The 25091-nt window shown below is 42.5% G+C and carries 20 protein-coding genes; 13 read left to right on the forward strand and 7 right to left on the reverse strand.

What is annotated here, in order from left to right; genetic code table 11:
* The first annotated feature begins 6 nt into the window (after window positions 1–6).
* The 3 genes from pheT (at window position 7) to HC733_RS04825 (ending at window position 4450) form a co-directional block, all read left to right on the forward strand.
* Complete coding sequence (gene pheT / locus HC733_RS04815; protein WP_190363920.1) at window positions 7–2394, forward strand: phenylalanine--tRNA ligase subunit beta; 2388 nt, start codon at window positions 7–9, stop codon at window positions 2392–2394.
* A gap of 2 nt (window positions 2395–2396) precedes the next feature.
* The gene (ihfA, locus tag HC733_RS04820) at window positions 2397–2696 is read left to right on the forward strand and encodes an integration host factor subunit alpha (RefSeq protein ID WP_010362644.1); all 300 of its coding nucleotides are present in this window, start codon (window positions 2397–2399) and stop codon (window positions 2694–2696) included.
* A 131-nt stretch (window positions 2697–2827) separates the two neighbouring features.
* Entirely contained in the window at window positions 2828–4450 is a 1623-nt protein-coding gene (locus tag HC733_RS04825; RefSeq protein ID WP_190363921.1) for an EAL domain-containing protein, read from the forward strand.
* 60 nt (window positions 4451–4510) lie between these two features.
* Here HC733_RS04825 and HC733_RS04830 read toward each other — a convergent pair whose 3' ends face one another.
* Window positions 4511–6130 (reverse strand): alpha-glucosidase family protein, encoded by a 1620-nt coding sequence (locus HC733_RS04830; protein WP_190363922.1) that lies wholly within the window; start codon window positions 6128–6130, stop codon window positions 4511–4513.
* Between the two features lie 647 nt (window positions 6131–6777).
* Here HC733_RS04830 and HC733_RS04835 point away from each other — a divergent pair.
* The 8 genes from HC733_RS04835 (at window position 6778) to HC733_RS04870 (ending at window position 19799) form a co-directional block, all read left to right on the forward strand.
* Window positions 6778–9600, forward strand: coding sequence for a TonB-dependent receptor (locus tag HC733_RS04835; RefSeq protein ID WP_190363923.1), 2823 nt, complete (start codon window positions 6778–6780; stop codon window positions 9598–9600).
* Window positions 9601–9681: 81 nt separating this feature from the next.
* Window positions 9682–11175 (forward strand): tryptophan halogenase family protein, encoded by a 1494-nt coding sequence (locus HC733_RS04840; protein WP_190363924.1) that lies wholly within the window; start codon window positions 9682–9684, stop codon window positions 11173–11175.
* Window positions 11176–11194: 19 nt separating this feature from the next.
* The gene (locus HC733_RS04845; protein WP_190363925.1) at window positions 11195–13039 is read left to right on the forward strand and encodes a glycoside hydrolase family 13 protein; all 1845 of its coding nucleotides are present in this window, start codon (window positions 11195–11197) and stop codon (window positions 13037–13039) included.
* Between the two features lie 109 nt (window positions 13040–13148).
* Window positions 13149–15035 carry an alpha-amylase family glycosyl hydrolase gene (locus tag HC733_RS04850; protein WP_190363926.1) on the forward strand — a complete coding sequence of 629 codons (1887 nt, stop codon included), beginning with the start codon at window positions 13149–13151 and terminating at the stop codon, window positions 15033–15035.
* 2 nt (window positions 15036–15037) lie between these two features.
* The gene (locus tag HC733_RS04855; RefSeq protein ID WP_190363927.1) at window positions 15038–16531 is read left to right on the forward strand and encodes an MFS transporter; all 1494 of its coding nucleotides are present in this window, start codon (window positions 15038–15040) and stop codon (window positions 16529–16531) included.
* 10 nt (window positions 16532–16541) lie between these two features.
* Window positions 16542–18986 (forward strand): glycoside hydrolase family 15 protein, encoded by a 2445-nt coding sequence (locus tag HC733_RS04860; protein WP_190363928.1) that lies wholly within the window; start codon window positions 16542–16544, stop codon window positions 18984–18986.
* An 85-nt stretch (window positions 18987–19071) separates the two neighbouring features.
* Window positions 19072–19500, forward strand: coding sequence for a trypsin-like serine protease (locus HC733_RS04865; RefSeq protein WP_342365989.1), 429 nt, complete (start codon window positions 19072–19074; stop codon window positions 19498–19500).
* Between the two features lie 107 nt (window positions 19501–19607).
* The gene (locus HC733_RS04870; protein ID WP_190363929.1) at window positions 19608–19799 is read left to right on the forward strand and encodes a hypothetical protein; all 192 of its coding nucleotides are present in this window, start codon (window positions 19608–19610) and stop codon (window positions 19797–19799) included.
* A 146-nt stretch (window positions 19800–19945) separates the two neighbouring features.
* Here the strand turns inward: HC733_RS04870 and HC733_RS04875 are convergent, their stop codons facing one another.
* From HC733_RS04875 to HC733_RS04895, 5 genes are all read right to left on the reverse strand, one after another.
* Complete coding sequence (locus HC733_RS04875) at window positions 19946–20257, reverse strand: helix-turn-helix transcriptional regulator (protein ID WP_190363930.1); 312 nt, start codon at window positions 20255–20257, stop codon at window positions 19946–19948.
* 10 nt (window positions 20258–20267) lie between these two features.
* Window positions 20268–20636, reverse strand: a complete 369-nt coding sequence (locus HC733_RS04880) for a hypothetical protein (RefSeq protein WP_190363931.1) — start codon at window positions 20634–20636, stop codon at window positions 20268–20270.
* A gap of 237 nt (window positions 20637–20873) precedes the next feature.
* Window positions 20874–21473 carry a hypothetical protein gene (locus tag HC733_RS04885; protein ID WP_190363932.1) on the reverse strand — a complete coding sequence of 200 codons (600 nt, stop codon included), beginning with the start codon at window positions 21471–21473 and terminating at the stop codon, window positions 20874–20876.
* A gap of 3 nt (window positions 21474–21476) precedes the next feature.
* Window positions 21477–21815, reverse strand: coding sequence for a hypothetical protein (locus HC733_RS04890; protein WP_190363933.1), 339 nt, complete (start codon window positions 21813–21815; stop codon window positions 21477–21479).
* Window positions 21812–22069: a helix-turn-helix domain-containing protein gene (locus tag HC733_RS04895; RefSeq protein WP_190363934.1), complete on the reverse strand. Its 258-nt coding sequence runs from the start codon at window positions 22067–22069 to the stop codon at window positions 21812–21814. The genes HC733_RS04890 and HC733_RS04895 overlap by 4 nt, the downstream gene beginning before the upstream one ends.
* Window positions 22070–22160: 91 nt before the next feature.
* Here HC733_RS04895 and HC733_RS04900 point away from each other — a divergent pair, with 91 nt between their 5' ends.
* A complete protein-coding gene (locus HC733_RS04900) occupies window positions 22161–22517 on the forward strand; it encodes a hypothetical protein (RefSeq protein ID WP_190363935.1) in 357 nt (118 codons plus the stop codon).
* 248 nt (window positions 22518–22765) lie between these two features.
* Here the strand turns inward: HC733_RS04900 and HC733_RS04905 are convergent, their stop codons facing one another.
* Window positions 22766–23785 (reverse strand): LacI family DNA-binding transcriptional regulator, encoded by a 1020-nt coding sequence (locus HC733_RS04905; RefSeq protein WP_171626011.1) that lies wholly within the window; start codon window positions 23783–23785, stop codon window positions 22766–22768.
* A gap of 298 nt (window positions 23786–24083) precedes the next feature.
* Here HC733_RS04905 and glk point away from each other — a divergent pair, with 298 nt between their 5' ends.
* Window positions 24084–25082 (forward strand): glucokinase, encoded by a 999-nt coding sequence (gene glk, locus HC733_RS04910; RefSeq protein ID WP_190363936.1) that lies wholly within the window; start codon window positions 24084–24086, stop codon window positions 25080–25082.
* The last annotated feature ends 9 nt before the right edge of the window (window positions 25083–25091 follow it).

Here is a 25091-nt window from a genome sequence, read left to right on the forward strand (position 1 = left end):
GTAAATATGAAATTTAGTGAAAAGTGGTTACGCGAGTGGGTTAATCCAGCCATTGATACTGAGGCTCTATCTGAACAGCTTTCAATGGCGGGTTTAGAAGTTGATGGCGTAGAGGCAATTGCTGGCAGTTTCTCTGGTGTGGTAATTGGCGAAGTTGTTGAATGCGCACAACACCCTGATGCAGACAAACTGCGCGTTACTAAAGTAAACGTGGGTGAAGACGAATTATTAGCTATTGTCTGTGGTGCTGCAAACTGCCGCGCAGGATTAAAAGTCGCTGTAGCGAAAGTTGGTGCTGTATTACCAGGTGATTTTAAGATCAAAAAGGCAAAACTGCGTGGTCAGCCTTCTCACGGCATGCTGTGTGCCTTTGAAGAGTTAGGCATGGCTGATAGCTCAGATGGTATTTTAGAATTGCCAAGCGATGCTCCTATTGGCCAATGTATCCGTGAATATTTCTCGTTAGATGATGTAACGATTGACGTTGATTTAACTGCAAACCGCAGCGACTGTTTAGGTATTAAAGGCCTTGCTCGTGAAGTGGGCGTTTTAAACTCATTAGACGTTACTGAAGTTGCGATTGACGCTGTGCAGCCAACAATTGATGACAAAATCTCGATTGAATTGGTTAACAGTCAGGCATGTCCACGCTATTTGGGTCGTATCATCAAAGGCATTAATTTGGATGCTACGACACCGCTTTGGATGGTTGAGAAACTACGTCGTTCAGGCGTGCGCTCAATTGACCCAGTTGTTGACGTAACTAACTATGTATTGCTTGAACTTGGTCATCCAATGCATGCGTTTGATTTGAGTGCCATTGAAGGTGGTATTAAAGTGCGCAATGCCAATGAAGGTGAAGAGCTTGTGTTGCTAGATGGTAATACTGCTAAGCTAAACCCTTCAACGCTATTAATTGCAGATGATAATAAAGCATTAGCAATGGCGGGTATTTTTGGTGGTGAAGCATCAGGTGTTAAAGAAGGCACGCAAGATATTTTGCTTGAAAGTGCTTTCTTTGCTCCGTTGGCAATTGCCGGACAAGCTCGTAGCTACGGTTTGCACACTGATGCTTCTCACCGTTATGAGCGTGGTGTTGACTACAAGCTTCAGCGCGATGCAATGGAACGTGCAACAGCATTACTATTAGACATCGTAGGTGGTGAAGCGGGTCCTGTTGTAGAAGCAGTCTCTGAAGCAGATTTACCAAAAGAAAAGTCAGTAACGCTACGTCGTGCGCGTTTAGACAAAGTAATTGGCTACCATATTGAAGATGCGAAAGTAACGGACATTCTCACGCGTTTAGGCCTTAGCTTAAGCTTTGCTGAAGGCACATGGCAGGCACAAGTGCCTAGTTATCGTTTTGATATCAGTATTGAAGAAGATCTGATTGAAGAAGTTGCACGTGTTTTTGGCTACAACAACATTCCAAATGTTGCGCCTACAGCGGCACTTAAGATGACTACACATGCTGAAGCGAATGTACCAGTGTCGCGTATGCGTAACGAGTTAGTATCTCGTGGTTATCAAGAAGCGATTACATACAGCTTTGTTGACCCTAAAGCACAAAAATTATTGCACCCAGAGTTAGATGCGCTTGTTTTACCACATCCTATTTCAGTAGAAATGTCGGCGATGCGTGTTAGCCTGATGACTGGCCTTATCAATGCGGTGGTTTATAACCAAAACCGCCAACAGTCACGCATTCGTTTATTTGAACAAGGCTTAAAGTTCTTAAAAGATGACTCAGCGGAAAATGGTGTAGCGCAAGTTGCTGTTTTAGGTGGTATTGTGTACGGTAATACGCACAATGAGCACTGGTCTATTGCATCTCGTCCAGCCGACTTCTTTGACGTTAAGGGTGATGTAGAAGCCTTGCTTGCACTTACAAACGACAGTGCGCGCTTTAGCTTTAAAGCACAAGCTAATGACGGCTTGCATCCAGGTCAATCTGCGGCTATATATTTTGATGATGTAAAAGTTGGCTTTATTGGCGCAGTTCATCCACAATTACAAAAGTCTCTAGGTTTGAACAGTACTGCCTATGTGTTTGAAGTTGAAGTAGATGCGTTAAGTACTCGTAAACTTCCAGAAGCGGTTGGTGTGTCTAAATTTCCATCAAATCGAAGAGATATTGCTATTTTAGTTGCAGATGACGTAAAAATAGGCGATATTTTAGAAAGCATTGAGAAAGTTGGCGGAAATCAATTAGTTGACCTAAACTTATTCGATGTGTATAAGGGCAAAGGTATTGAGCCAGATTTTAAGAGTTTGGCGATTGCTCTTACATTACAAGCGGTTGATAGAACGCTCGAAGAGAAAGACATCAACCAAGTTGTAGACAACGTGGTGGCCGAATTGGCCAAACAATTTAATGCATCGTTGAGGGACTAGATATGGCGCTTACTAAAGCCGACATAGCTGAACACCTATTTGAAAAATTGGGGATAAACAAAAAGGATGCCAAAGACTTAGTTGAAGCGTTTTTTGAAGAAATCCGCTCAGCGCTTGAAAAAGGTGAGCAAGTTAAGCTCTCTGGATTTGGTAACTTTGATCTCCGTGACAAAAAAGAGAGACCGGGTCGAAACCCTAAAACAGGTGAAGACATTCCTATCTCTGCGCGTCGCGTAGTAACTTTCCGCCCAGGTCAAAAACTAAAGACTCGCGTCGAAGTTGGGACCAGTAAAGAAAGTTAAAAATTTTCTATAAGTGAACACTATTCTTAAGGCCTTGGGTTTATGCTCAGGGCCTTTTGTTTTGTCATAAAAAAGCCACATTTGTTATTTAAAATTGGGCCTTCTAAAAATGGCAGGCTGGGGTTTAGATCATGCCAAGTGCATTTATGTTTGCAAAGCAATTAAGAAGTGTTGCTTTAGCTTGGCTGGCTTGCAGCTTGATTTTTGGCATTTTACTGGCGTTGCTATTTATACAACACCGTGATGCAGAGCAGCTGCATATCCAAAGTATTGCCGAAAAAGTACATTTTGAGCTTAACTCTCAGCTTAAAGAAATTGATGTCTTTCTGAGCCAAGCTCAATCTTTAGATGTAAATTGCCCCCCTGAAACCATATTCAAATTACGCCAGCAAGTTTTTAAAAACCCCGCAATGAGTGAAATTGGTATCGTCAATCAAAAGGGGCAATTAACCTGTAACTCTTATGGTCAATTAAATCCACCAATTCAGACTACAGCACCAATCAAAGCCGATGGACTAAGGTACCATGGGCCGATTATCAGTGAGTATATGGAAGCATCGGCTTTTGTGTTAGCTAGAACACGTGGAGACGGCTATGAAGTTAATGTTTTACTGCCTAGTGATTGGCTTCGTCATACCTTGGATCTTGAGCAATACTCTGCATTGGATTTTATAGCTTTGGTTGATAGCGAAACAGGCGTGCCCATCATTTTACAAGGCGGTTATAGTTTGCCTTTAAAGAAGCCGTTATTTCCGGTTCATAGCCCGCGTCATGCGCAAGGTCAATTTGATGATGGTAAGGATAAATTTTTATATGCAAAACCACTTGCCTCGCTTCCAAAGTTGACAATAGTAGCTAGCAGCGATAGCTCATCAATTTTTACCGTAGCCTCATCTTCATTGACTGTGTTGGGTTTGCTATATGTGTTTGTATGGGCTGCATTGAGCTTTTTACATCATCATTATGAGCTTCGACAGCTAAGTTTAAAATCTCAGTTGAAACAGGCTATTGCGAAGCAACAATTGTTTAATGTGTACCAACCTTTAATTGATGCTAGAACCCAGCAAATCGTGGGTGTAGAAGTGCTGATCCGCTGGCAGCATCCTACAGAAGGGGAGCTGGGACCTGCTTACTTTATTCCAGAGGCAGAAAGAAGTGGGGCGATTGTTGAAATCTCAATTGCGCAGGTAAACACTGCAGTTGAAGAATTAAAACCGCTTCTGGCGCAAAATCCAAACTTTAAAGTGTCTTTTAATGTTAATGGTCAGCTGTTGTCTTGTAAGGACTATTTAAGTGCACTTTATCGTGCTCATCGGCAGATCAACGCTTTGACAATCGAGCTGACAGAGCGTGATGTGCTGTCGCAAAACCAAGTGAAGCAAACTCTAGAGCAGCTGGTCCAGCAAGGCATTGAAGTTGCCGTTGATGACTTTGGTACAGGATACAGCGGTCTGCAGTATCTACAGAGCTTTCCGATAGACTTGTTAAAAATCGACCAAAGTTTTGTTGCATCAATTGGCCTTGATAACTTACAGTCTCCGGTCCTCAATGCGGTAATTGAAATGGCCAATAAGCTAGATAAAAAGTTAATAGCAGAAGGCGTTGAGACACCGCACCAAGCGGCTTATTTGTTAAGTAAAGGGGTGACGGTGCATCAGGGCTGGTGTTACTACAAAGCGCTGAAAATCAACGCGCTAACAAAGATTGCGCAAACCAGTGAAAAGTTCTCTACCATAAACGTGTCAGCGGCATAAGCAAGATTATGAAAAAGCCCCTTGGTAGGGGCTTAATGAATCGAATATATTAATCAAAAATTATAAGTAGGCAAAGTAGCATGCGTAACTTGGCAAGTTAATCTGGCCTTCATGATAGTGCGCTGTGTTATGACGCAGTTCACATGTTTTAGGTTGCGCTAACTCTATCGACAGTACCGCTGGTGTTTGCGCTAAGTTAAATACACACAACAGCGTTTTACCTTGATGCTTTCTGTAAAATGCCAAGACTGGTTCAGCCGTTTCGATAAATTCGATATCTCCATACAGCAGTTCTGGGGCTTGTTTTCTCCAAGCCATAAACTCTTGATAATACTTAAGTACAGAGTCATCTTGTTGCAGCTGAGAGTTTACAGCACGAGATTGATGTTCTGCATAAACAGGTAACCAAGGCTTGCCTGAACTAAAACCTGAATTATCAAGCGGCTGTTCCCAAGGCATTGGAGTACGACAACCGTCTCGGCCTTTAAAATTAGGCCAGAAGGTAATGCCGTACGGGTCTTGCAAGTCTTCAAAAGCAACGCTTGCTTCACCTAAACCAAGCTCTTCCCCTTGGTACATGCAAACGCTACCACGCAAAGACCCCAGTAGTGCTGTGAGCATTTTGGCTTGCTGGTCATTCACCGTTTTACCGTCTTTGCTCCAGCGGCTTGCAACGCGCTCTACATCATGGTTGCTAAATGCCCAGCAAGGCCAGCCTTCAGTCATCACTGATTCTAACGTACTGACTGTTTGACGAATATACTGTGCGCTATAGTCTTTTGTTAAAAGCTCAAAGCTGTATCCCATATGCAGTTTATTGCCATCGGCAGTATATTCAGCCATGGTTTTCAGTGAATCTTCAGAAGAGATTTCTCCTAAACTAACAGTGCCAGGATAACGGTCTAGCAGCGCTCGGATCTCTTGCATAAATGCAAGGTTTTCGGGTTGTGTGTTGTTGTAATAGTGGTACTGGAATGCATACGGGTTGTCTTCACTAAACCCACGGCCTTGGCGCAGCTCTTTTGGTTTTGCTGGGTTATCACGAAGCTGTGCATCGTGATAGCAAAAGTTAATGGCATCTAAACGAAACCCATCAACGCCTTTTTTAAGCCAAAACTCAACGTTATCCAGCACTGCTTTACGCACGTCTGGATTGTGAAAGTTTAAGTCGGGTTGTTCGGTTAAAAAGTTATGTAAATAGTATTGGCAACGTCTTGGCTCCCACTGCCAAGCAGTGCCGCCAAAAATAGATAACCAATTATTTGGAGCACTGCCGTCAGGCTTAGCATCAGCCCATACGTACCAATCTGCTTTGTCGTTATCACAGCTTTCACGGCTTTCAATAAACCACTGGTGCTGATTTGAAGTGTGGCTTAATACTTGATCAATAATGATCTTGATATCACGTTTATGTGCTTGTTCAATTAATGTATCAAAATCATCTAAGTTGCCAAACATCGGATCGATATCGCGATAGTCGCTAATATCATAGCCAAAGTCTTTCATAGGAGATTTAAAAAATGGCGAGATCCATATCGCATCAACGCCCAACGACTTGATGTAATCCAGTCTATTTATGATCCCTGGCAGGTCACCAATGCCGTCACCATTTGTATCTTGAAAGCTGCGTGGGTAGATCTGATAGATCACCGCACCTTTCCACCACTGCTGTTGAGCCATGTATATTCTCCAAATCTTTGCTCAGTACCACGACCATTAAAGCTGTAACATAAAATTGGTTCGGGTCAATATTGGGCAAAAGCATACGTTATCCCCTAAATACTGTAAAAAAGTTGCATACGTATGCAGCTTAAATACCCAAGTTGGCGTCGCTACAAGGTAACTAAAAAGTGGTGTAGTAGATGTGTAAAAAAAGTTTACCAATCTTATCAATGAGAAAAAAGGTGACTATATAGGCAATATTTTTACTGAATTTGGCAGGGATTTAATTGGTCTTACCAATTTAACTTCGGGCGTGGTATTAGAATGCAGCAACGCGGAACATAACCTGTTTTTATGACAAAAATAAGAAATCAAGTTAAGTATACTGTATAGAGTCGCTATATTTTTGTGACAATGCAATTGACTTGAGAGAATGTTTAAAGCTATCAAAATCAATAAGTTATATTTTTTAATGTGAAGTTAATGTAAATGCATTGCTGTTGGCTATAGTTTGAATACGTATGCATAAAGTTGTTTATAAAAATGTCTGAGGGCTAATATGCATCCTGACAACAAAAGTAGCTGGACACCAATAGCTTTAAACATAACAAAGCAGCCAATAATAAGGTGACCAGTAATAAATTGGGTAATTGGGATAAAACACTATGTCTATGTTCAAACCAAGTATGCTAACACTTGCACTGATTGGTGCGGGAGTTGTATCACACACAGCTTATGCAGCTGACGACGCGGCTAAAAATGAAGCAGGTAAAAAAGTAGAAGTAATAGAGGTGAAAGGCTTTCGTGCCAGCGTTGTTGAGTCTATCAACACAAAACGTTTCTCTTCTGAAGTTGTGGAATCAATTTCTGCCGAAGACATAGGGAAATTACCTGACTCTTCAATTGCTGAGTCAATTGCGCGATTGCCAGGTTTGACAGCGCAGCGTCTAGATGGTCGTGCAAGTAAAGTAAGTGTGCGTGGTTTTGGTGAAGACGAAAGTGCGACGACCTTTAACGGTCGTGAGCAAGTGTCAATCTCTGATAACCGCGGCGTAGAATTTGACTTATACCCGTCAGAGGTTATGAGTGGCGTAACTGTTTATAAAACACCCAGTGCCAACCTAGAAGCTGAAGGTATTGCGGGTGTAATTGATATGCAAACCATCAAGCCTCTGAGCACTGATGAGCGTATCATTCAGCTTAATACTATGTATGAGAAAACCAGCTTCGATAAGCTAAACCCTGATGGTAAAGATGCAGGTTTACGCGGCACGTTCTCTTATGTTGATAAATTTGCTGATGACACCGTTGGTGTTGCATTAGCGCTGACAACAATGACGTCGCCAAACCAAGAAAAACGTTGGAATGCATGGGGTTACCCAGAGTTTGAAGCCGATGGTAAACAATACTCTATTTTGGGTGGGGCAAAGCCATTTGTTCGCTCTTCGACGCTAGAGCGTGATTCAGTCATGTTTGTGTTAGAAGCGGCGCCAACAAGCAACCTATCAATGGTTTTTGATGCACTTTACGTTGATTTTAAAGACGAAAAAATATTACGTGGTATTGAAATTCCATTTGCGTGGGGTCAGGGCTCAATTGCTGGTGAAAACGCTACGGTTGACGAAGCAACAGGTTTTGTAACCAGTGCACTAACTGAAGGTCAGCGTGTTGTTGTGCGTAATGACTACGAAGACCGTAAAGCGCAGCTGAGTGCATTTGGTTTTAACACTAAATATAACGTAAATGAATCATTAACGCTTGAGCTTGACGCAAGTCACTCAAGTGTAGAAAAGAAAATTTGGAGCTTAGAGAGCTACTCAGGTACAGGCCGTGGTAACGACAGAGGTGCTGCTGATAATCTAGGTTATGCGTTCTCTGGCGGAAATACAGGTGCACAGTTTACCCATGAACTTGATTATAGTGATTATGACTTAATCAAAATTGGTGGTCCGTTATCTTGGGGCTGGAGCTCTGCGCTGAATGAAAAGTACGGTGTAGTTGGCGCAGAAAATGCCGAAGGGGAATATGAATACCATCCTTACGAAAACCAGCTACAAGATGGTTTTATTAACGCCCCAACGATTGACGATGAGTTAAATGCGTTAAAACTTGCTGCTAAACAAGCATTAGACAATGACTTTGTAAGCAGTGTTGAGTTTGGTTTATCTTATCGCGATAGAAAGAAAACCAAGCAATCAGAAGGTTACTTTATGACAGTAGCTGGTTTCTCTTATCCAGATAATCCAGGTATGTTAACTGTTCCTGAGCAATATCGTCTTGGCAGTGCAAACTTAGACTTTATTGGTATGGGTAACATGATTGCTTATGACTCACGCGCAATGGTTGCTGACGGTCAATTTGATTTATTAGCTGAAAGCTTAACAAATCCAAGTCATGCAACTAAGTCTTGGACGGTTGAGGAGCAAGTAACAGCGGCATTTGTACAAGCAAATATTAACGCGGAAATTGCGGGTCTTCCTGTGACTGGTAACGCTGGTTTACGCTATGTGAAAACAGAGCAAACAGGTAAAGGTAACGCGTTTGATAAGGTAGATGGCCGCGTTGTGATGACTCCAACGCATGTGGAGCATGACTACTCACATTTACTACCAAGTCTAAATTTATCGATTGCCCTTGATGAGATGCAAACTGTACGTTTTGGTGCTGCAAAGACGATTTCTCGTCCGCGTCTTGATGAAATGAATTCGTCAATTAATGCCAAATATAACCAGCGCCCTGATGAAAATGGCAACTATTGGGAAGTTGAAGGTGGTAACCCAACACTAGAGCCTAAAGAAGCGGTTGGTTTTGATTTAACGTATGAAAATTACTTCAGTGCTGAAGGTTATTTCTCAGTAGCGTTATTCCACAAAGATTTAAAACAGTGGATCTTTGACGGTCAGTATCAAATTGATATGACGGGAGTGGTAGACCCTGTATCTGGTGAAGTACCAGCAAACTCTGGCGGTACGGGTAAAGGTAAAGTCAATGGTGGTGGCGGTGACCTTTGGGGTTACGAATTGTCAGTAGCATTGCCATTTAATATCTTCCACGAGAGCTTAGAAGGCTTTGGTATTATCGCCAGCCACACAGCCGTTAAGTCTGATATTAAAGATCAAAACGACAATGACTATGAGTTACCTGGTTTATCAGATCGCATCCAAAGCTTTACGCTTTACTATGAGAACTATGGCTTCCAAGCACGTACTAGTATGCGTAAGCGTAGCGAATTCAAAGGTGATGTTTACGGTTTAGGTTTTAATACTGTGCAAGTAGATATTCTCGGTGAAACAATCTGGGATGCTCAGCTAGGTTACGACTTCGGTGAAGGTGGCTTCAAAGAGCTAGAAGGGTTATCAGTATCTTTGCAAGTGCAAAACATCACTGAAGAGCCGTTCACTGCATTATCAGGCGATAACGCACTGCAAGTCCGAGACTACCAAGATTATGGTCGTACTTACATGCTAGGATTAAGCTATAAGTTTTAATCGCTGACACGCGATTGAGTCGAAGCCCTTGTCGTTAAAAACAAGGGCTTTTTTGTATTACGCTATGATGAGGTTGCTACTATGTCTGCTGGGCAAATTAAGAAGGTAGTCATTGTTGGAGGTGGCACAGCTGGTTGGTTAAGTGCGTCGTTTTTAGCCAAAGTGATGGGTGAGCTACTTAATATTACGGTACTTGAGTCAATAGATATCGGCACAGTTGGCGTAGGTGAGGCCACTATTCCACCTTTACAGCCTTTTAATAGCGCGATGGGAATTGATGAAGCGGCATTTATAAAAGCCACCAAAGCAACCATAAAGTTGGGGATTCAGTTTGAAGGATGGGGCACGCAAGATAGCTGTTATATGCATGCTTTTGGGGCGATAGGTAAAGACTTTCCATTTTGTGAGTTTCATAATCACTGGTTACATGCAAAACAACAAGGGAATGACTCAGACTTCTGGGATTTTTCATTAAACTATCAAGCTGCAAAACACCACAAATTCGCAAAACTCAATGCTATCCCAGGCACCAAGCTACCGGGTATTTCTTATGCTTATCATTTTGATGCGGGGTTATATGCCCAGTTTCTCGCCGAGCATGCCAAGAGTATGGGGGTTAAGCACATTAAGGGCACGGTTAAAGACGTTCATAAAGATAAAACGTCAGGAAATATTGTTTCGCTAGCATTAGACAGCGGCCAGCAAGTGCAGGGCGACTTATTTATAGATTGTACTGGCATGCACGCGCTACTTATTGATAAAGCCCTTAACACAGGGTATGAAGATTGGTCACATTGGTTGCCTTGTGATAGTGCGTTGGCAGTGCCTTGTGAGCACAGTGACGACAAGCGTGCTCCGTATACTCGCGCAATTGCTCATAGTTGTGGTTGGCAGTGGCAAATTCCATTGCAACACCGTATTGGAAATGGTTTGGTGTATGCAAGCAAGCACTTGTCTGATGAACAAGCCAAGCAATTGCTACTGGATAGCTTACCGGCAAAGCCGCTTGCTGAGCCAAAACTTATCCGTTTTAGAACTGGGCGTAGACTCAAGCAATGGCACAAAAATGTGGTTGCCATTGGCTTATCGAGCGGCTTTTTAGAACCTTTAGAATCAACTAGCATTCATCTTATTCAAACGGCTATAGTGCGATTGGTTAAGTTGTTTCCTCATCAAGGCATTGAACCAACGCAAGTTGCACTTTACAACCAGCAATCAAAGACCGAATTTGAACGGATCCGCGACTTTATTATTTTGCATTACAAGTTAAATGAACGAGACGATTCTGACTTTTGGCGCCAGTGCCAAAATATGGAAATACCACCAAGTCTTGCAAATAAAATAAGCCTTTTTGAGCGAACAGGTAAGCTGTTAAGAGAAGATGACGAACTGTTTGCAGAGGTAGCTTGGCAACAAGTTTTTATTGGTCAGGGGCTAAGACCAAAGCAACTACACCCGCTCATTCAGGTACTCAACGAACAACAAAGAGCAGAGCTGTTGAGCAATCTTAATACGCTTATTCAGCATACTGTAGAGCGAATGCCAAGCCATGAGCAGTTTCTTGCAAAATTATAACAACGGAGTGAAGTACTATATGCGGATATTTTTAGTCATTATAATTATGAGTTTTTTTGGCGCTGTCAGCTCAGTGAGCGCATACCAGCTGGAACCCAAAAACTGGTGGGTTGGCATGAAACACCCTGATGTGCAGATTATGGTGCGTAAAAGTAATATTGCAGATGCTGAGATCCGTTTAACACCCTATCAGGGCGTGAGCATGAGAAGTGTTCAATTTGGTGATAGCCCTAATTATGCTTTTATCAATTTAACAATTGACCCAGATGCAAAGCCTGGGATGTTACTTTTTGAAGTTAATTCTCACGGTGAGCAAGCACAAATCAGCTATCCATTGTTAGCACGTCAAACGGGCAGTGCGCAGCGCCAAGGGTTCTCAAGCAAAGACGTTATCTACTTGATAAACCCTGATAGATTTGCCAATGGCAATGCTCAAAACGACAGTGTTGAAGGCATGTTAGAAAAAGCCAATCCCGCTTATCGAGGCGGACGTCATGGCGGCGATCTTGCTGGCATCATAGCGCATTTAGATTACTTCAAAGACATGGGGTACACCCAGTTGTGGCTCACGCCAGTACGTGAAAATAATATGGCTGAATACTCTTATCACGGCTATGCACTTACTGATTTTTATCGCGTTGACCCGCGTATGGGCACTAACGACGAATATCTACAGCTGACTCAAGAAGCCGCAACAAGAGGTATCGGGGTTATAATGGATATGGTGCTTAATCATAGCGGCTCAAATCATTGGTGGGTTAGCGATAAGCCAACGCGGGATTGGTTAAACTTTGCTGGCCAATTTAGCGGTACAAGCCATGCAAGGCAAACCATTCAAGACCCTCATGCCAGTGAATTTGATAAAAAGCAGTTTAATGATGGTTGGTTTGTACCGAGTATGCCCGATTTGAATCAGCGCCAGCCTTTGCTCGCGACCTACCTTATGCAAAATGCGATTTGGTGGATTGAATACGCCAACCTCAGCGGCATTCGGGTAGATACATACTCTTATTCAGATAAGACGTTTTTAGCAAACTGGACCGAACGAATTATGACGGAATACCCCAATTTTAATATCGTTGGGGAAGAGTGGAGCACCAACCCTGCTATCGCATCATATTGGCAGCGTGGCAAAGTGAATCAAGATGGTTATCGTTCAAGTTTGCCAAGTGTGATGGATTTTTCATTGCAAGAAGCGCTAATCAAAGCACTTAACGAAGAAGAAAGCTGGAATACTGGCTGGATAAGAGTGTATCAGTCGATAGCCAATGATTTTTTATACGCCGATACAGACAACTTACTGATATTTTTAGATAACCATGATATGAGCAGGGTATTCACTGAATTACAGCAATCGCTAAATAAAACACAACTAGCGATGACTTTATTGCTCACCACTCGTGGCATTCCGCAAATTTACTATGGCACGGAAGTGTTGCTCGACAACACGCCATCAAATGATCATGGTGATATCCGCATTGATTTTCCTGGTGGCTTTGAAGGTCATACACAAGATGCGCGAACCGCTAAAGGCTTGAGCAAGTCGCAGCGCATGATGCAAAACCATGTGCGAAAGCTAACACATATACGCCAAGCTTACCCTGCGCTGAGCCAAGGAGCTTTAACGCATTTTGCTCCTTATTCAGGCATATACAGTTATGTGCGAAGTACTGGGACGCAGCGCATTTTAGTGCTACTTAACAAGAATCAAGAGCCAATGAAGATTGATATGGCGCGCTATAAAGAGAGTTTAGCGGGCGCAAAAATGGCGATAGACCTGCTGCACAATGAGTCGGTTGATGTTTCTCAAACTGTCGAAATACCCAAAATGGGCGCCAGGTTGCTACTGCTAAAGCATGACTAGCGTGTGAATCAATGTGGTGAATACGTATGCAAGCGGTTCAACCTGTGTGATAAGCCAAGGTAGACTGCAATAAGCCACATTATGACAACAACAAGTGACTACAAGTTTAATGATAAATAATAAATCAAACGGCGCGCTAAGCCAGTTCAAACGCTCAATGATAGGCTTGATATGTGCAACTGCACTCATTAGTTGCTCAGAGCCCAGTGATCACAGTGCGTCTAAAGATGCAACCGATATCTCAACGAATGGGGTGAAAATAAGTAAGCCTGTTGTTTACCAAGTCTTTACTCGGCTATTTGGCAACAAAGAAACGGCCAATGTGCCGTGGGGAACAGTTGAGCAAAACGGCGTTGGCAAATTTGCTGACTTTACACCAAAAGCACTACAAGAGATAAAAGCACTAGGCACCACGCATATCTGGTATACGGGTGTGTTGCATCACGCATTGGTGACTGATCATAGCAAATTTGGTATTGCTGCAGACGACCCAGATGTGGTTAAAGGTCGCGCAGGTTCACCTTATGCAGTCAAAGACTACTATAACGTTAACCCCGATTTAGCGATTGACCCTAGCCAAAGACTTGCAGAGTTTGATGCCTTAATTGCGCGTACTCATCAAGCGGGAATGAAAGTGGTGATTGATATTGTGCCCAATCATGTAGCCAGAAACTATCAGTCTGCATCAGCACCTAAAGGCGTAGCGGACTTTGGTGCCAATGACGACACATCAAAAGCTTACGCCAGAGACAATAACTTTTACTATGTTGTTGGTGAAGATTTCCAAGTACCAAAAAGTGACGACTACCAGCCTTTGGGCGGTCAGGCTCACCCACAAAGTGATGGGCAGTTTGCTGAGTCGCCTGCAAAATGGACAGGAAACGGCTCAAGAGCTGCGCAGCCTGACATCAATGATTGGTACGAGACAGTAAAAGTAAATTATGGCGTCAAACCCGACGGCAGTTATGATTTTCCCCAACTGCCAGCAGGCTTTGAGAAAAAACCTATTGCTGAGCACTATGCGTTTTGGCAGCAGCACGATTTACCTGATAGCTGGTACAAGTTTCGAGATATTACCCATTACTGGCTTAAACGCGGTGTGGATGGATTTCGCTATGATATGGCTGAAATGGTCCCCGTTGAGTTTTGGAGTTTCTTAAATTCATCAATAAAAATGAAAAACCCTGACGCATTTTTGCTGGCAGAGGTATATAACCCCGCGCTTTATCGAGACTATATCCATAAAGGCAAAATGGATTATCTGTACGACAAAGTTGGCTTTTACGACAGTTTAAAAGCGCTTATGCAACAAACTGGCAGCGCCGAAGATGTGCTTGCACAACAGCACAAAGTACAAGATATCGCCAAGCACATGCTGCATTTTTTAGAGAACCATGACGAGCAACGTCTTGCCAGCGACGAATTTGCAGGGGATGCGCGAATGGGTAAACCAGCCATGGTGGTGTCTCATTTGATCAGCAAATCGCCGACCATGTTGTATTTTGGTCAAACGGTAGGTGAAGATGGTTCTGAAGACGCAGGTTTTGGTAAACCAAGTCGAACCAGTATTTTTGACTATATTGGCGTGCCAGCTCACCAAGCGTGGATGAACAACGGTAAGTTTGATGGCGGTCAGCTTAGTGAGCAACAACGAGATTTACGTGCTTATTACGTGAAGCTGATGTCGTTAAGCACATTACCAGCGGTTGTCGCAGGTGACTTATATTCTATTGTGGTGGACACGCAAAATGCGATAGCGCAACAGCGCATAATGGCATTTGCCCGTGCGTTTTCAAATCAAAAGCTGGTTGTGGTCAGTAATTTTGATGCAACAGAGCCACACACTATCACTTTGCATCTGCCAACTGATTGGCAAAACACACATTATCTTGCCAAAGATCTGTTAGAGCGCTATGCCAGCATGCGTGTACAAGATAACCAAATCAAGATTACCTTAGCCCCACGTGCCAGTGCGGTTTATTTACTAGAGGAATAGCCATGCAACAACAAAAACCAAACCTGAGCTTTTGGCAAATATGGAATATGTGTTTTGGCTTTTTAGGTATTCAATTTGGCTTTGCACTGCAAAACGGAAACGTGAGCCGTATTTTTCAGACCTTGGGTGCATCGGTTGATGATATTCCGATTCTTTGGGTTGCAGCGCCCCTAACTGGTTTAATCGTGCAACCAATTATTGGTTATTGGAGTGATAAAACATGGGGTCGTTTGGGGCGTCGTAGACCGTTCTTTTTGTATGGCGCAATTTTGACCACCTTGTCGCTGTTTATAATGCCAAACTCGCCAACGCTTTGGATTGCAGCCGGTGTGCTTTGGATCATGGACGCTTCTATCAACGTGACCATGGAACCGTTTAGAGCCCTAGTGGGCGACAACCTTAATGAAAAGCAGCGCGCAACGGGCTACTCGATGCAGAGCTTTTTTATCGGTATAGGCGCAATCGTCGCTTCAGCTTTGCCTTGGATGATGACCAATTGGTTTGGCATTAGCAACACCGCAGAAAACGGGCAAATCCCAGAGTCAGTCAAATACGCGTTTTATTTTGGTGGGGCCATTTTATTTTTAGCGGTGATGTGGACCATTGTAAAAACCAAAGAGTACAGCCCTGAGCAGCTAGCACAGTTCGACGCCAGTACGGATAAGCAAAATAAAGTGGCTGAGCCGCTTAAAACAATCAACTTCGCAAAAGGTGCACTGATATTTTCGGTACTCGGTGGTGGGTTACTGGCAAGTGTTTTTGCTTTGGCACTTGAAAAAGAGCTGTATTTATTATCGGCTCTACTACTTAGCTTTGCCGTTGTACAGCTAATTGCAGGCGTTTTGCAAAATAAACAGCGTGTGAGTGGTGGCTTCTATCAAGTGATTTACGATGTGTTTACCATGCCAACAACGATGAGACAGCTTGCGGTTGTGCAGTTTTTCAGCTGGTTTGCATTGTTTGCAATGTGGATTTATACCACCTCTGCGGTGACCAGTTTTCACTACGGCAGCTCTGATGTTACCAGTAAAGCCTATAACGACGGAGCTGACTGGGTTGGCGTATTGTTTGCCGCCTACAACGGCTTTGCGGCATTGGCGGCCATTGTTATTCCGCTGATGGTTAAACGTATTGGATTAGCCAAAGCACATTGTGTGAATTTATTGCTCGGTGCGGGCGCCTTAATCAGCTTTATTTTAATTCCACAGCCGCAATTACTGTGGCTACCTATGATTGGTGTTGGATTTGCGTGGGCATCCATTTTGTCGCTGCCTTACGCGATGCTGAGTAATTCACTGCCAAGTCATAAAATGGGCGTATTTATGGGGATCTTTAACTTTTTCATCGTGATCCCACAGTTACTCGCAGCCAGTATTTTAGGCTTAATTTTAAGACACCTTTTTGAAAACCAGCCTATCTACGCGTTAGTAATTGGTGGCATATCATTTATTTTTGCAGCCGTGTCGGTATTACGTGTGAAAACGGCAGCAGCTTAGGGAAGCTTTTATGAAAAACAAAATCAACAAATTAACAATGGCACTGATTGCGGCAAGCCTCGTGGGCTGTGGCAGTGCACAAAATAATGGTCAAGTAGATACGCTTTCTACTGCTATTGCACCGGGTGCACCTGGTGATAAGCCTTATTGGGCATATTCAGGCAAAACGGGTATCGGGACGTCTTATGAGGCATACGTAGACGGTCAATACAGCGATAAGGCACAAACGGGTCCAGTATCTAAAGTGTGGTTTTCACTAGCTCAAGGTATGATAACCGAAACCATGTTTGGGCTTATTCATCAAGCTCAGCTTAAAGAGATGCAATTTGTTATCACCGGCACTGATGCAAAGGGCCAAGCGTTTAGTGTGGCAGAGAGTAATTCAAGTGACTTTGAGATCTCAGTTGATTACTTGCACAAAGATGCACAAGGCCGTCCGTTATCGCTCGCCTATAAAGTGCTAAGCAAAGATAAGTTAGGGCGTTTTGAGCTTGAAAAGCATATTTTTACAGACCCTGATGGGCAAAGCTTGTTTGTTCGAACGCATATTAATACAGGCTTAGATACGCCTGTTCAAGCCTATGTGTCTGCAAACCCTTACATTAACAACAATGGCGTGAATGACTTTGCTAAGGTCACCAAGCAAGGCTTAGTTGCCTATGAAGGGGATAACTACCTTACTTTGCAAGTTGCAGGCGGCTTTGAAGAAGCGTCGGTAGGTTTTACAGGACAAAGTGATAATCTCGCGGCGCTTATGAATACTCAACAGCTTGAGCATACATATACGTCAACAGGTGAAGAATCCGGCAATGTGAGCTTGCTGGGTAAGCTTGGGGATGTGAAGGGCAGTGCGCACTTTGATATAGTGCTCAGCTTTGGAAAATCTCAAAACGAAAGTGCTGAACAAGCGAGCAAAACGCTTTCTAAAGGGTATCAAGCAGTCCTTGATGCCTATAACGGGAAAGGGGATGCAATCGGTTGGGAAGACTACCTTGCGTCATTAAAGCCAATGTCTCGTCTAGCTCAATACAGTGCTGACCAAGGCAAGCTTTTATATACCAGTGCTATGGTTTTAAAAGCGCAAGAAGATAAAAGTTATGCGGGGGCACTGATCGCCTCATTATCTAATCCATGGGGTGACACGGTTCCAGCGAGTGAAGGGTCGACAGGCTATAAAGCAGTTTGGGTGAGAGACTTTTATCAAGTCGCCATGGCCTTTATGGCGATGGGGGACACACAAACCGCTAAAACGGCATTTAAGTATTTAGAAAAAGTACAAGTAACTGATTCTACACCGGGGAATAAAGGCGATACCGGTTGGTTTTTGCAAAAAACTCATGTTGATGGCGAGCTGGAGTGGGTTGGTGTACAGCTAGACCAAACAGCCATGCCAATTATGCTAGCTTGGAAGTTACATCAAGCAAACGTGCTCAATGATGAAGAGCTTAGCTATTGGTACACTAAAATGCTAAAGCCAGCAGCTGACTTTTTAGTGCATGGTGGCAAAGCAAAAATCCTTTGGAATGATACGCAAATCACGCCACCGGCAACTCAGCAAGAGCGTTGGGAAGAGCAAAATGGTTATTCTCCTTCAACCACCGCAGCGGTCATAGCTGGATTAGTGACTGCCTCTGATATTGCTAAACGTAGTGGTGATATGGCGGCGGCAGCGCGCTATCTTGAAGTGGCACAGCAATATGATAAGCAAGTTGAAGCGTTGATGTTTACCAGCGAAGGCGTGCTTAAAGAGCAAGCGCAAAGCCAAGCCACTGATGGCCAGTATTTCTTTAGAATTGGTCAAGACTCTAACCCTAATAGCGATAGCAAAATCAATAGTAATAACGGCCGTGAAGGAATGAATAAAAAAGCCATCATTGATGGTGGATTTTTAGAGTTGGTACGCTACGGCGTGCGCTCAGCTGATGCTCCGAGTATTTTGGCCACCTTGCCTGAGTATGAAGATGAAAGCATGATTGATAACTTACGAGTTAAATATAGTTTTACTTTTGAAGGGCATAGCGGTACTTACCCGGGCTATAGACGCTATGGTAATGATGGTTACGGTGAGGATGAAGTCACTGGCACCAACTATGCGCAAGGTGGCAAAAATACCGCAGGGCAACGTGGTCGCGTTTGGCCATTTTTCACCGGTGAGCGAGGCCACTTTGAAATCGCTTCAGCGGCACAAAATAATCAATTATCTGCTGACAAAGTGCAGCAAATAAAGCAAACCTATGTAAAAGGTATGGAGCTATTTGCTAACGAAGGCATGATGTTACCAGAGCAAGTTTGGGACAATGTGGGCGTTAACCCAAGAGGTTATAAGTTTGGACAGGGCACTAACTCAGCAACCCCACTGGCGTGGACGCATGCAGAGTATGTGAAGCTGATAAGGTCGCTGGCAGATAAACAAGTATGGGACCACTACCCAATAGTGGAGCAAAAGCTTAAGTAACGTCAATTTCAACAGCAGGCGATAAGGCCTGCTGTTTTTTATTACCCGCTCTTATACCCGCACATTTACCCAAAACGCATTTTTTATTGTTACGCATGTTAAGCCTATTGAACTCTATACTAGCTCTGATGAGCAAGGCAAAGCTATCACGGCATTTGGCCGAGGCTCAACTGGTGATGGCCTGAATGGTTCAATATTTGAGACAAAGAGGCAAAAAACACTACGGTGGATGCAAAACATCATAGATAGAGTTAATGGCAATTGGCTATCGATTCAATTTGATAAAGCTGAGAAGGGCTTGCAATACGAAGGCATTGACGGTTCGGGCGATAGCGGCGGCCCGCTCATATACTTCGATAATGACAAGCAGTACCTCGTTGGTATGTTTAGTTGGGATTTTGTTGAAGGAGATCTAAAGACCTTTAAACATGGCCTGTATGGCGGAAGATCGTATCAAGTGCGCATTTCTTCATACATCGACTGGATAACCACTCAGATAAATACTAATCCCTAATCTTTAGTTGGGTGTTAGCATAGTACCGAGCCTGAAAGCCGTTCAGTGCTCGTTATATTTAACTGATGATTTGAATTATTATCTTTCACCTTAATGCAAAGCTGGATATGCAGCAGTATATTGATGATTATACAGAACAGTCGGAACGTTTATCCGAGCAGGACGATAAAACCTACTGCTTTACACCAATTTATGCCAATCAGTCTAAACAAGCGATAAGTACCTATTTTACGCAATCTAAATTGGAAAATTTACAGCTAGAAGCCATTGAATTCTTGAAAAAAGCGGCGGCAATTTAGTTGATAAAAAAGTGTAATGTGATGTATAAAAATAACGCCATATTTGGCGTTATTTTTCACGAGCGTCTACACATAACTGTTTAATTTTACCTAAAATGGCGCGTTTCAGATTTGAATCTGCGTGCAATTAATATGACTTAATTGATTTAATGGGACGTGTTTTGAGGGTTGTACTTTTGTTGCTGCTCTTTTGATTGGGTAAGTTCAATTGCGGTTGAAGTGGCTGGCAAGACAGTCAGGTTACGCCCAAATATCAAAAGTATTTCATAGGCTTGGACTAGGTTCATCACCGTTTTGCCGCTTTCAAAATTGCTAATGGTGCCTTGATCAACATCAAGTAAAGCGGCAAGTTGCTTTTGTGTGAGCCCGCGTTCTTTTCTGAGCTTGCGTATCATGGTTTGCAGCTCATTCTTAAATTGCTCAACTAGGGCTTGCCTACGAGCTGTGTTATGTTTCATCGTCGTTTCCTTAGAGCAAAATCGTGTTGATCAAATTGACGGCGTTATTGATAGGCATGGCTCTTTGCTTAGCGAGTTCGCTCGACACTCCTTGAATTGCTTCATAATCATCTAAAAAGAGCGCTAAATCATATTGCTTACTGTTATAGCTTTTAATATGCACCAATACATAGCAACGCAGATGCAGTGCATCAAGTTGGCGTATTAAGTCAATGTCTTGCGCGGTCATATTGGGTTTGAGATTGCTTGTGAGTTTGTGGGCAAACACATGCTTAATGTAAACAGTCTGATTATCCTTATGATATACATAGGTATCTTTAAAACCATGCACAAGCTTGATTGTGGCATTTACGCCCTCTAGTAAGTTGATACCATCCATAGTGCTCTCTCTAATTAGTTACGATAAGTAGCATTATGGTTATTAGTGTGTGAAAAAATCTTCACTCGCGCGAAAATAATTCGATTAATTTGTGAGAGCGGGTTTAAAAGGGATGAGCGCTAAGGGGTGTGCGGGATTAAAAAGTGATGAACATGGATTATGGCTGGCAATCTAGCTGCCAGCCAGTATTTTTCATTTACGTTGGGTGTAGACGAGCAATGGTGAGCAAGTAATCAATTAGAGAGTGCTTGTTTCACCAGAGTTATTCGCTTTTGTATCGCAAATCATCATAGTGAGTAATGCACCACAGCATAGCGCCCATCCAATATAAATTAGCCCTTCAAAGTTATTGTAAATCAATCGCCAAGACTTCATTTCAAAATAGGACCATGCTGTGTATTCAACTAAAGCGATTAGATTAATTACAGCCATATAGATAAAAACCCAATGGAAAATTCCATCAAAATGAGTGAGCTGGATATTTACTGATCTAGAGAGTGTTCGAGAGAGTTGTACTCTAAAGATTAACACTAAAGCAAGTGCAAGGCTAAATAGTAAATTTGTACCGTAGATAAAGAGTCCTTGTAAGAATAAATTGCCACTGGGCGTCACGTCATTTATTAAACCTGTTTCATAAACAACACGGTTAAATACAGTGATAGCGAGAATAAACATCGCAATGTGAGCCATATTGATATTCTTTTTATGAATGGCATAGACTGCACATAAACTCAGTAATGAAAAATGTAAAGGCGCGACAATTTGATCATCCCACAGCTGAATGTAAAAAATCGCCAAAGAAGCGATACTGAGCAGAATTAAATTTGAAAGTTTCATTTTCTATCCTTGTGAATCATTGTCAGTAACTATAGGCTTAACGAGAAATGGAAAACCAGCATTCATTGCTTGTGGAGGCTTATTTGGCACTGTTCCACCTAAAATTGAAGAACAGTTTTTGTCTGTTAGTTCACGAGTGCTTTTAATTGAACATAAACTATTTCTAATATTTGTACCTTTTAATGAAGGCCTTTCTGGCTTAGAAGCACCAGCACCGCCATTAATTGTCACACAGATGTTTTTTGTCAGTCCGCAGCCACTGGTACTTTTGTTTAGCTTATTGTTAGATGAAATGAATAAATTCATAGAGCTAAATACACGGTGTAGGTTTAATTTTTTCATGGTTCTTCATCCTGTAAGTTTGGTTTTTCTTTACTGTTTGTGATGTCGCGGATCTGTTTTATTTCATTTAATAACGACCCAGCATCTATCTTACAATATAAAAACCACAAAAAAAGCTGTTTTGAACGAATATCACTCACACCTAATTCGTAATTTATGATGGTTTTTCTATCACACTTGAGTTTTTTTGCCATCGCGTCTTGAGATATACCCGCATTGACCCGCATAGCTTTTAAATCATCGCCCTCTATCACATCCGTATCCTTTTTATGGTTGGGGAGATTTTTCCACAGTTAAATTTACATAATGTTAACAACGGAGTGCAAATGTTAAAACAAGAAGGGCATGTCAACGTTGTCAATGTTTGATCAAATTACAGTTAAAGCCATAAAAACAAGCGGAATTAATGATATTTATAAATACACCAAAGATCAACAGTTCATTTACATTAAATATTACTTTGTATCTGAACTAGGTGAGTCTATAAAACCCAACCTCTCTATTGAAGAGGCCAGCTTTACACAGCTGCACCATAAGCACTGCTATTGCTTAACGTATTTAAAAAATAAATGGACAGGTAATTATGATGCTGCATTTTTTATGGACAGCGTAGAGATGATAAATGGGTTAGATAGATATGAGGCCAATAAACGCCTTAACTGTTTGCACACGATAGCTAGAGCGATACGCGCTGTATTTTAGTCGCTTGAAAACTTAGGTAGACTCGTGCTGCTACGGGCTACATGTATATGCCGCCCAATATGTGGTTTTGCGGACTAAATAACTCAATCTCTTATTATGGAACAGCTATATATCGTAATCTTGCCTTAGCATTGAGTTATTTTCTTGTGCTAGAACCACTCTATCATTCAATGCAACTGGCATAGTTCGTCGTATACATGTCAACACACTGTTTAAATAAAAGCCCGATTTGTTTGGTGCTACTAGGATTAAGTGTTTCTGACAATTAAATTAGGTGGCAGCAGGGTTGACTCTACTTTTTCTCCACGTATTAGATTAAGCAGATTACTCACCAGCATTTGGCCCGCCAAAGTGGTGTTTTGTTGAATGGTTGTCAGCGCTGGTGAGACATAACTGGCAGCTGGAATGTTGTCAAAGCCGACAACTCGAACATCATTTGGCACTTTAATGTTTGCTTCTTGTAATGCGCGAATAGCGCCAATCGCAATTAAATCACTGGCTGCAAATAGGGCGTTAAATCTGATGTTGTTAGCAATTAATGATTTGGTTGCATGATAGCCGGAGTCTTCCGTTGATATCGCATTGGCCATTTTGCGCTCACTCAGGGTAATATTATGTTTTTCAAAAGTATCTTTGAAACCTTGGTAGCGAGCAAAAAATTCAGGACAATGATGCGAAGCATCACCAATAAACGCACAATCAGTTCGTTTGTGTTCAATTAAATGCGCAGCGGCAAGCTGGCCACCACCATAGTTATCGCAACTGACGGTTAAATCTGGTCGGCCATCCACTTTGGCTCCCCAGCAGACAAATTTGGTATCTTGCTCTAACAGCTTTTGCAGACGAGATTGGTAATCTAAATAGTCACCATATCCAAGCAAAATGATACCATCTGCACGATGACTGTCTTCATAATCTGCGCGCCAATCTTGGCTACTTGATTGGAACGAAACCAGTAAGTCATAACCCTCTTTGGCACATGCTCGCGTAATGCTACCCAGCATACTTAAGAAAAATGGGTTGATCTTTGATTCATCAGTTGTAGGGTCTTCAAATAGTAACAGTGCCAAAGTGCTGCTTTGTTGAGTGCGCAGATTACTGGCATTTTTGTCTACTTTGTAATTTAGCTTTGCTGCCACTTCATGGACTTTGCGTCGAGTTTCTTCATTGACTAAAGGGCTGTTTCTTAAGGCTCGAGATACCGTTGACTGGGATACTCCAGCGTAGTGGGCAATATCAAAAGAGGTCGCTTTACCTTTGTGTTTCATTTTTTTGCTCGTATGAAGTTGACTCCGTCATTGTCAGGGTTTGAATAATTTTTTCAACCAATTTCGCCATAATCATTAATTTTTTATTGCCACACTCTGACACCGGTGTCATAATGTGGCTGTTTTATCATTTTGTTGTCAAAACGTATTGGCTGCCCAACTTTTGTGGGCAGCATTTTTTTACGTCAGTTAGCGTGCAAAATTAACTGAGTGACCAATAGAAATAATTGCATGGGCAAATAGAGCCTAGAGCAAAAAAATAGGTGCAAAATAGCGCCATGACAAAAGAGAAAACAACATGACCCAGACAACAAGTTACCAACATCAAGATTTTGACCCGATTGTCGTTGCAGATATCGGCGGAACGAACGCAAGGTTTGCGGTCGTGACCCATTATTGCCAGCAAACTCGCCAATTTGAAATACAACACCAAGTTACTTATCCCAGTGCAGAGTTTCAGTCATTCGAAAGTGCATTAAAGCGCTATATTGATCAGTTACCTGTGGCTAAACCATCTAGAGCAAGCCTTGCCGTTGCCGGCCCGATTAAGTCACAGCAAGTTTACTTAACTAATTTGGGATGGCACTTTAGTATCCCTGAACTAAAAGAGCACATGGGTTTTGATGACCTCGCTGTGATCAATGATTTTGCTGCCTTTGCATACGCTGCCCCATACTTAGATACTGAGCAAAATATACTCATTAAGTCAGGACAACCCGAACCCGATGCCAACATTGCGGTAATGGGTCCTGGAACTGGGTTTGGCGCTGCATGTTTGGCGCGAGATATAAACGGTAGTGCGGTTATGAGCTGTGAAGCCGGGCACATTAATCTTGCGCCTGTTACCGCACTTGATAGACAGTTGCTCCATGCACTGCGTGCAAATTTACAACATGTTTCAATTGAAAGCGTGTTTTCAGGCCCAGGTATAGCACGATTATATAGAGCAATGGCGGAAGTAAAAGGTCATACTCCAATGGACTTAAATGCTTCACAAATAAGCCAGCTTGCCGCAGAGTGTGAAATTTGCGATGCAACTTTAACACATTTTTGTGATTGGATGGGCAGTGTAGCTGGCGACTTAGCACTCACCTTTGGTGCCTTAGGCGGTGTTAATATTGGTGGTGGTATTTTACCAAGAATGACAGAGCGCTTGTTATCCAGTCGCTTTATTGAAAGATTTACTGAAAAAGGGTTAATGTCACAATATGTAGGGCAAATCCCTGTGACTTTAGTAGTACAAGACAATATTCCTTTGATTGGTGCCGCGGCATGTTTGCATGAGCGACGCAGCTAATTAAGAGGC

Origin of the sequence: Pseudoalteromonas sp. S16_S37, from assembly GCF_014694405.1 — a bacterium.
Taxonomy (GTDB): Bacteria; Pseudomonadota; Gammaproteobacteria; order Enterobacterales; family Alteromonadaceae; genus Pseudoalteromonas.

Bases quoted from the DNA above. Each gene is read 5' to 3' on its own strand.
- HC733_RS04905 (WP_171626011.1), bottom strand. From the start codon at position 23,785: ATGAAACACAAAGGTAAAGCGACCTCTTTTGATATTGCCCACTACGCT.
- HC733_RS04830 (WP_190363922.1), bottom strand. From the start codon at position 6,130: ATGGCTCAACAGCAGTGGTGGAAAGGTGCGGTGATCTATCAGATCTAC.
- HC733_RS04875 (WP_190363930.1), bottom strand. From the start codon at position 20,257: ATGAAACATAACACAGCTCGTAGGCAAGCCCTAGTTGAGCAATTTAAG.
- HC733_RS04840 (WP_190363924.1), top strand. From the start codon at position 9,682: ATGTCTGCTGGGCAAATTAAGAAGGTAGTCATTGTTGGAGGTGGCACA.
- HC733_RS04835 (WP_190363923.1), top strand. From the start codon at position 6,778: ATGTCTATGTTCAAACCAAGTATGCTAACACTTGCACTGATTGGTGCG.
- ihfA (WP_010362644.1), top strand. From the start codon at position 2,397: ATGGCGCTTACTAAAGCCGACATAGCTGAACACCTATTTGAAAAATTG.
- HC733_RS04900 (WP_190363935.1), top strand. From the start codon at position 22,161: ATGTCAACGTTGTCAATGTTTGATCAAATTACAGTTAAAGCCATAAAA.
- HC733_RS04870 (WP_190363929.1), top strand. From the start codon at position 19,608: ATGCAGCAGTATATTGATGATTATACAGAACAGTCGGAACGTTTATCC.
- HC733_RS04845 (WP_190363925.1), top strand. From the start codon at position 11,195: ATGCGGATATTTTTAGTCATTATAATTATGAGTTTTTTTGGCGCTGTC.
- HC733_RS04890 (WP_190363933.1), bottom strand. From the start codon at position 21,815: ATGAAAAAATTAAACCTACACCGTGTATTTAGCTCTATGAATTTATTC.
- HC733_RS04855 (WP_190363927.1), top strand. From the start codon at position 15,038: ATGCAACAACAAAAACCAAACCTGAGCTTTTGGCAAATATGGAATATG.
- HC733_RS04850 (WP_190363926.1), top strand. From the start codon at position 13,149: ATGATAAATAATAAATCAAACGGCGCGCTAAGCCAGTTCAAACGCTCA.
- HC733_RS04860 (WP_190363928.1), top strand. From the start codon at position 16,542: ATGAAAAACAAAATCAACAAATTAACAATGGCACTGATTGCGGCAAGC.
- HC733_RS04825 (WP_190363921.1), top strand. From the start codon at position 2,828: ATGCCAAGTGCATTTATGTTTGCAAAGCAATTAAGAAGTGTTGCTTTA.
- pheT (WP_190363920.1), top strand. From the start codon at position 7: ATGAAATTTAGTGAAAAGTGGTTACGCGAGTGGGTTAATCCAGCCATT.
- HC733_RS04880 (WP_190363931.1), bottom strand. From the start codon at position 20,636: ATGGATGGTATCAACTTACTAGAGGGCGTAAATGCCACAATCAAGCTT.
- glk (WP_190363936.1), top strand. From the start codon at position 24,084: ATGACCCAGACAACAAGTTACCAACATCAAGATTTTGACCCGATTGTC.
- HC733_RS04885 (WP_190363932.1), bottom strand. From the start codon at position 21,473: ATGAAACTTTCAAATTTAATTCTGCTCAGTATCGCTTCTTTGGCGATT.